This is a genomic window from Endozoicomonas sp. SESOKO1 (genome assembly GCF_024606265.1).
Classification (GTDB): domain Bacteria; phylum Pseudomonadota; class Gammaproteobacteria; order Pseudomonadales; family Endozoicomonadaceae; genus Endozoicomonas.
The window spans coordinates 1-7,628 of record NZ_JAHHPP010000030.1; the positions used below are offsets into that span (position 1 = coordinate 1).

Consider the following 7,628-nt stretch of genomic DNA (forward strand, 5'->3'; position numbering starts at 1 on the left):
GGGCTTCGCCCGGTTTTTTCGTGTGTGGCCTCAATTGAGCAAGTGGCTGCGGGATAAGCGGAGAATAGACAATGGACTTTGGGCAGCAATTGTTGATTGCTTTCAGCCTGATGCTGGTGCTTGAGGGAGTTGTGCCGTTTCTTTACCCACAGCGCTGGCGACAATTAGTGAGCCGACTGGCTGAAATTGATGACCGGCAGCTCAGAATTGCCGGTCTGATCAGCATGCTGGTGGGTGTGGCTTTACTGTATCTGATCAATGGTTAGCCACTTCGCTCTGGAAACTTGCCAATAGCCGGGTGTGACGTGGCAGGGAAGGAGCGAAGAAAAAACTTCCACAGGAACGATATCAACAAAAAGAGAGACAGTTATGACCGTCGCTGATCGCTGGCTGCTGCCTGATGGAATTGAGGAAATTCTTCCCGGCAGGGCCCGTTGTGCGGAAAAGTTAAGGCGCGACATGCTCGACCTGTTTGACCGCTGGGGTTACCAGCTGGTGATTCCTCCCCATCTGGAGTTTATCGAGTCACTGACGGCAGGTGTCGGTCATGACCTTGATCTGCAAACCTTCAAGGTCACCGACCAACTGACCGGCAGAACCATGGGGCTAAGGGCAGATACAACGCCTGCGGTGGCAAGAATTGATGCGCATACCCTGAAAGTCGATGGTCCAGTAAGGCTCTGTTATGCGGGCAGTGTCTTTCATGCCCGACCGGCCTCTCTGGGAGCTTCAAGGTCACCGATCCAGATAGGTGCAGAGCTGTACGGTCACTCCGGTGTTGAAAGCGACCTGGAAGTGATTTCCCTGATGCTGGAAACCCTGGCTCAGGTGTATGCAGATTCAGTCAGTCTTGATCTCGGTCATGTGCAGATATACCGCTTGCTGGCGTCTCAGGCCGGACTATCGGGGGATCAGGAACAGGAGCTCTTTGATGCCCTGCAGCGAAAAGCGATCTCTGAAGTTGAACAGCTGGTCAATCAGTGGAATATCAGTGAAGCATGCTCCAGAATGCTGAAAACCCTGCCCAACCTGGCAGGTGGCCCTGAAATACTGGAACGGGCCAGATACGAACTGGCTGATGCCCCTGAGGGAGTGGCCGCTGCACTGGATAAACTTGGGTTAATTGCCAGAGAGATTACCAAACTCTATCCAGGTGTTGGCTTCTATTTCGACCTGGGAGAGCTCAGGGGTTACAACTACCATACAGGTGTCGTTTTTGCCGCTTACCTGCCCGGTCAGGGACAGGCAATCGCTAAAGGCGGACGCTATGACGGGATCGGTGAAGCCTTTGGCCGATCACGTCCTGCAACAGGTTTCAGCACTGATCTCAAAGCTCTTATGGAGCTCAGGACTTTGCTGGAACTGAACACAGAAAGTACAGGTGACTGTACAGAAAGTACGACCATTTTTGCCCCTGTTGATGCGGATGCTGCCATAGTCCAGTCCCTGCGTCGGCAGGGAAAGCGGGTCGTTCACCAACTGCCCGGGCAAAAGACAGAAGCAGCGGGCATGGGTTGCAACCACCAGCTGATCTGCCATAACGGCGAATGGTTGGTTGAACCTTTATAATTGCATTGACACTAAGAGACCGATTCCATGGGTAAGACTGTTGTCGTACTTGGCACCCAGTGGGGTGATGAAGGTAAAGGCAAGATTGTCGACCTGCTGACAGAGCAGGCTGAAGCCGTTGTTCGCTTCCAGGGCGGCCATAATGCCGGACACACCCTTGTTATTAATGGTAAGAAAACCGTTCTGCACCTGATTCCTTCCGGAATCCTGCGGGAAGATGTGGTTTGTTACATCGGTAACGGGGTTGTACTGTCTCCTGAAGCGCTGCTGAAAGAGATGAAGCAGCTGGAAGAAACCGGTGTTCCGGTTCGTGAGCGTCTTAAGCTCAGTCCGGCCTGTCCTCTGATTCTGCCTTACCATGCAGCACTGGACCAGGCACGTGAGCTGGCCCGTGGTGAAGCCAAAATCGGTACGACAGGTCGTGGTATCGGTCCCGCCTATGAAGACAAGGTGGCGCGCAGAGGTTTACGGGTTGCTGACCTGCTGCACCCTGAACGTTTTGCCAGAAAGCTGAAAGAGGTGATGGATTATCACAACTTTGCCCTGCAAAACTACTACAAGACAGAAGCCGTTGATTACCAGACCGTTCTGGATAACACGCTGACCATGGCCAGGGAACTGATCCCGATGATTGATCGTGTTCCCGACCGTCTGCATGAGCATCATGAGCGCGGTGATCATATTCTGTTTGAAGGTGCCCAGGGTTCCCTGCTGGATATCGACCACGGTACCTACCCATTTGTCACTTCCTCCAACACCACCGCGGGTGGTACCTCTACGGGTTCTGGTTTTGGCCCGCTTTACCTGGATTACGTACTGGGTATTACCAAGGCTTACACTACCCGTGTTGGTTCCGGCCCCTTCCCCACTGAGCTGGATGATGAAAATGGTCGCCATCTGGCCAAAGTCGGTAATGAGTTTGGCGCCACTACCGGCCGTCCACGCCGTTGCGGCTGGTTTGATGCCGTGGCGCTGAGACAGGCTATTCAAATCAACTCCATCAGTGGACTCTGTCTGACCAAACTGGATGTGCTTGATGGTCTTGAAACGATCCGCATTTGCGTGGATTACAAGAATGCTGATGGTGAGTCCATTACCACGCCTGTTGATGTGGAAGAGTACGAGTCGGTGCAGCCTGTTTATGAGGAAATGCCGGGCTGGAACGAGTCTACTTTTGGTGTAAAGAGCCTTGATGAGCTGCCTGCCAATGCGCTGGCTTATATCAAGCGTCTTGAAGAGGTAACCGGTGCGCCGATTGATATTATTTCTACCGGACCTGACCGTGTAGAAACTATTGTCCTTCGTCAGCCGTTTGCCTGATTGTCAGAGTCAGCGTCTTGAGATCAGGCATCAACAGACTCTGACTTTCCTGAAAAAAATAGCCGGTTTATCACTGGATGAATCGGCTATTCTTTTAATGACACTTTATTTTAGCCACCCTCTTTGCATTGACTCGCTGATGCATGTACTAATACAGAATGGATTCAATGTTTCTCCTTTTACCACGACCCAAGCTGAAGACAGCTCTGAGCCATAGCCATAACTTGAGCAATAACTTGAGCAATAAAGAGGTGCAATAACCCCATGTCAAAAGGGTGGAAAAGCCAGGATAGTCAGGCATCTCTCGAAGCAGAGCGCTATGAAAACCCGATCCCCAGTCGTCTGTACATCATGGAATACCTTGAGCAGAAAGGTGCACCGATCAGCCATCAGGCGTTATGTCGTGAACTGGGTATAAAAGACGAAGAACAGAAAGAAGCACTGATGTTTCGCCTCAAGGCGATGATTCGCGATGGTCAGCTGCTGCAAAATCGCAAGAATGCCTTTGCCCTGATCAGTAAGCTGAATCTTATTAAAGGCGTGGTCCAGGGAAATAAGGATGGATTTGGCTTTTTAATGCCCGATGGGGATGGCGAGGATCTCTACCTTTCCCCCCGTGAGATGCGACAGCTGTTTGATGGTGACCGTGCGGTTGTGCGTGAATCAGGCGTCGATCATCGTGGCCGCAGGGAAGGTCAGCTGGTTGAAGTGATTGAGAGAAATACGACACAGGTTGTCGGTCGCTACTACACAGAATCTGGTGCGGCCTTTATGGTACCTGAAAACCCCCGTATCAGCCGGGAAATTATTGTCCAGCCGGGCCCGCTGATGCCAACAGAAGGCCAGTATATTCTGCTGGAGATTACCCAGCAGCCAGGGCGTCGCAACATGCCTATGGGCATTGTCAAGGAAATTCTGGGTGGCAGAGCCGATGCCGGCATGGAGGTTGAAGTCGCTGTTCGCACCCATAATATCCCTTATGACTGGCCGGAAGCGGTAGAAAAACAGTGCAGTGGTTTTACTGCCGAGGTGGCTGAATCCGATAAGAACTTCAGGGTCGATTTACGGGAAACGCCGTTTGTCACCATTGACGGTGAAGATGCCCGTGATTTTGATGATGCGGTTTATTGTCAGCCGAAAAAAGGCGGCGGCTGGCGACTGTTTGTCGCCATTGCCGATGTGTCTCATTATGTGAAGCCTGGCTCGGCGCTGGATAAGGAAGCGGCTAACCGGGGGACATCGGTGTACTTCCCGGGGCATGTGATTCCCATGCTGCCAGAGGTTCTGTCCAATGGTCTGTGTTCCCTGAACCCCGAAGTGGACCGGCTGGCCATGGTCTGTGAAATGACTATCAGTGGCAAAGGCAAGATTTCCGGCTACAAATTCTATGAGAGCGTTTTCCGCTCCCATGCCCGTCTGACCTATACCAAAGTCTGGGACATGTTATCCCTCAGCGATGAAGGCCGGGAGCTACGGAAACAGTATAAGCCATTAGTTCCACACCTTGAGCATCTGCACTCGCTGTACAAAACATTGGTATCCGTGCGGGCAGAGCGGGGTACGATTGATTTTGATACGGTAGAGACCCAGATTATTTTTGGTCGCCACCGCAAGATTGAGCAGATTGTGCCAAGGGAGCGCAATGACGCCCATAAGTTGATTGAAGAATGTATGCTGTGTGCCAATGTGTGCGCGGCCAGGTTTCTGGAAAAGCATAAACTCCCGGGACTTTACCGTGTGCACGAAGGGCCGACACTGGAGAAGAAGCTGAACCTGAACAGCTTTCTTGGCAGTCTGGGTCAGGCAATTCCCGCCGGAAAAATTACCCCCCGTGATATTCAGGCATTGTTGCTTAAGGTCAAAGATCGTCCTGACTACCATGTGATTCAGACCGTGGTGCTGCGCTCAATGAGCCAGGCGGTCTACAGTGGTGATAATCAGGGGCATTTTGGCCTGGCCTTTAAGGCTTATGCACACTTTACCTCGCCCATCCGGCGTTACCCTGACCTGCTGGTACACAGGGCGATTCGTCACATTATTCGCTCAGAGATTCCCTCCCGGCATGTGGTTCGTGTGGGTGCCAGCCCCATACCTGAAAAGCGCATCTACCCCTATAACGCCGGTGATATTCAATCACTGGGAGAGCACTGTTCCGCGACAGAGCGGCGGGCTGACCTGGCAACCCGCGATGCCATGGACTGGCTGAAGTGCGACTATATGCAGCAACATATTGGCCAGACTTTCAGCGGCATTGTCTCTTCAGTCACTGGATTCGGGCTGTTTGTTGAGCTGAAAGATGTCTATGTCGAGGGATTGGTACACGTCACCAGTCTTCCGGATGATTACTATATTTACGACAATGTACATCACTGCATGCGCGGTGAGCGGACAGGCCGCCGGTTTGGTCTGGGCGATGAACTGGAGGTGATGGTCAGTAAGGTGGATCTGGATGACAAGAAGATCGACTTTGAACTGCTGTCAGCCCTCAGCAAGCCGGGAAGAAGAAAATCATCCGGCAAATCCGGTTCTGCAAAAAAGTCCCGTTCATCCACAAGCGCCGCACTGGGCAGTCGATTTAAATCGGCGGCGGCCAAGGCAAAACTGCTCAGGGAAGCCAGGGCTGCTGAAGAGGCGGCTAAAAAAGGGAAAGGCGCTTCATCCGCTAAAAACGCTTCTGAGGACGGCAAGCCATCAGGTCGTAAGCCGAAAGGCAGGAAATCTACCAACACCAGGGACAAAAAGGGCAAGCCAACCGCCTCTGGCAAAAAGAAAGTGGCCAGTAAGAAAAAAAGCGGCAGCCAGAAGTCTGACTCCGCCAAAGCATCAAAGCCAACGGGCAGGCAGCCCCGTAAACGGAAGATCAGTAATAAACATCAGCAATAACTCCTGTCCTTCCAGTTTTGCTAAAATCCCGCTCTATGGCCTGTTAAGGCTTTCAGATGAGAATTCAATGAGCAATGACGTAGTATTTGGCCTGCATGCGGTGCAGAGCCTGTTTGAACGGTCACCCGAAAGAGTATTAGAACTTCAGGTTCAGAAAGGGCGTACGGATAAACGAATCAATGCCCTGGTTGACCAGGCCAGGGATCAGGGCGTTTCTGTCCGATTTATCGAGCGCAGTCGTCTCGATGCCAAAGCGGAGGGTGTTCATCAGGGTATTATGGCCAGAGTCTCTGCGGCCCGGGTTTACCGGGAAGAGGATCTGGAGGATATTCTTGATGGGCTGGATAAACCGCCATTTCTCCTGATTCTGGATGGCGTTACTGATCCACACAACCTGGGAGCCTGCCTGCGAACTGCCGATGCAGCCGGAGTACATGCGGTTATTGTGCCCAAGGATAAGTCGGCCAGTCTCAATGCCACAGCAACCAAAGTGGCCTGTGGTGCGGCCGACAATGTACCTCTGATCCAGGTGACCAACCTGGCACGGAGCATGGGTTGGCTTAAGGAGCGAGGTATCTGGATGATTGGTACGGCAGGTGAGAGTTCCGGCAATCTCTATCAGTCAGATTTAACCGGCGCCCTGGCATTGGTCATGGGCGCAGAAGGAAAAGGGATGCGCCGCCTGACCAGAGACCTGTGTGACGCGCTGATTTTTATTCCAATGGCCGGTTCTGTGAGTAGCCTTAATGTGTCGGTTGCTACCGGAGTGTGTTTATTTGAGGCGGTTCGGCAGAGGCAATGACTGTACCCAGCCAGTTTCATCGGATATCAGTGAAACTTGCCTTTGAATAAATTCACCAGGCCAGTTTGCCTATTGGACTGTGACATACTCCCACCACCAAGCGGATGGCCGCCCCACCGCTAAGCGGCTATGGTGGGGGCTTCTTGCGACCCATGCTGAGAATACTCAACACCTTTCGCTGTAGAACCTGCGCGGACAGGACAATCTACAGGGGAACTCTTTATACAACCGCTGTGTCCCAGCGAATCAGCTAAACCAATATCTCTTATATTCCGTGCGGCGTTCGTGTCCCGGTCATTCACTGAATGGCAACTTGGGCATTTCCACTCACGGACGGACAACGGCATAGACTCCATTTTATAGCCACAGCAATTACACAGTTTGGAGCTTGGCTGGAACCGCCCGATTCTAAGAAGGTTCTTGCCATTCCAGCGGCACTTATAGTCCAGTGTCGTCAGAAACATACCCCAACTGGCATCTTGTATTGCTCTGGCCAGCTTCCGGTTCCTAATCATGCCTTTGATATTCAGGTCTTCAACTGCAAAGGTGGTTGCGTGGTTTTTGTCAGCCAGTCTTGCTGTCACCTGATGGATAAAATCACGGCGGCGGTTGGCCACCTTTTCATGAATGATGGAGACTATCCGTTTCTGTTTTGCCCTGTTACCTGAGCCTTTTTTCCTTCTGGATAATTTCTTTTGCTCAACGGCAAGGCGAATAAGCGATGCTTTCAGTAACTTTGGATTGTCTGTTTTGTTTCCCTCACTGTCGATCAGAAACGAGGTCAGTCCAACATCGAGACCAACGGCATGTTCCGGCTCAATCAACGCCGGTACTGGATCAATGGCAGAATCCTCTACCAAAACGCTGGCAAAGTACTTACCGGACGGTGATCGCTTGACTGTTACTGTTTTCACCTTGCCGACAAAAGGGCGGTGCAATTTCGCCTTGATTCCCTTGAGTTTTGGCAAATTGATTTGACTTTGCTGGAAATCAACCGTCACATGTTGAGGACACTGGTAGGACTGCCAGCCGGAGTTTTCGATCTATTCGGACC

The 7,628-nt window shown here is 51.9% G+C and carries 6 protein-coding genes; 5 read left to right on the plus strand and 1 reads right to left on the minus strand.

Annotated elements, in window-relative coordinates:
* The first annotated feature begins 71 nt into the window (after positions 1–71).
* The 5 genes from KDK13_RS01785 (at position 72) to rlmB (ending at position 6,574) form a co-directional block, all read left to right on the plus strand.
* Positions 72–266: a DUF2065 domain-containing protein gene (locus tag KDK13_RS01785; RefSeq protein ID WP_066017448.1), complete on the plus strand. Its 195-nt coding sequence runs from the start codon at positions 72–74 to the stop codon at positions 264–266.
* Positions 267–369: 103 nt separating this feature from the next.
* Positions 370–1,569: an ATP phosphoribosyltransferase regulatory subunit gene (locus KDK13_RS01790; RefSeq protein WP_257283064.1), complete on the plus strand. Its 1,200-nt coding sequence runs from the start codon at positions 370–372 to the stop codon at positions 1,567–1,569.
* A 27-nt stretch (positions 1,570–1,596) separates the two neighbouring features.
* A complete protein-coding gene (locus KDK13_RS01795; RefSeq protein WP_257283065.1) occupies positions 1,597–2,889 on the plus strand; it encodes an adenylosuccinate synthase in 1,293 nt (430 codons plus the stop codon).
* A gap of 264 nt (positions 2,890–3,153) precedes the next feature.
* Complete coding sequence (rnr, locus tag KDK13_RS01800; protein WP_257283066.1) at positions 3,154–5,772, plus strand: ribonuclease R; 2,619 nt, start codon at positions 3,154–3,156, stop codon at positions 5,770–5,772.
* 67 nt (positions 5,773–5,839) lie between these two features.
* Positions 5,840–6,574, plus strand: coding sequence for a 23S rRNA (guanosine(2251)-2'-O)-methyltransferase RlmB (gene rlmB / locus KDK13_RS01805; RefSeq protein ID WP_257283067.1), 735 nt, complete (start codon positions 5,840–5,842; stop codon positions 6,572–6,574).
* A gap of 119 nt (positions 6,575–6,693) precedes the next feature.
* Here rlmB and KDK13_RS01810 read toward each other — a convergent pair whose 3' ends face one another.
* Positions 6,694–7,575 carry a transposase gene (locus KDK13_RS01810; protein WP_257283068.1) on the minus strand — a complete coding sequence of 294 codons (882 nt, stop codon included), beginning with the start codon at positions 7,573–7,575 and terminating at the stop codon, positions 6,694–6,696.
* Positions 7,576–7,628 lie beyond the last annotated feature (53 nt).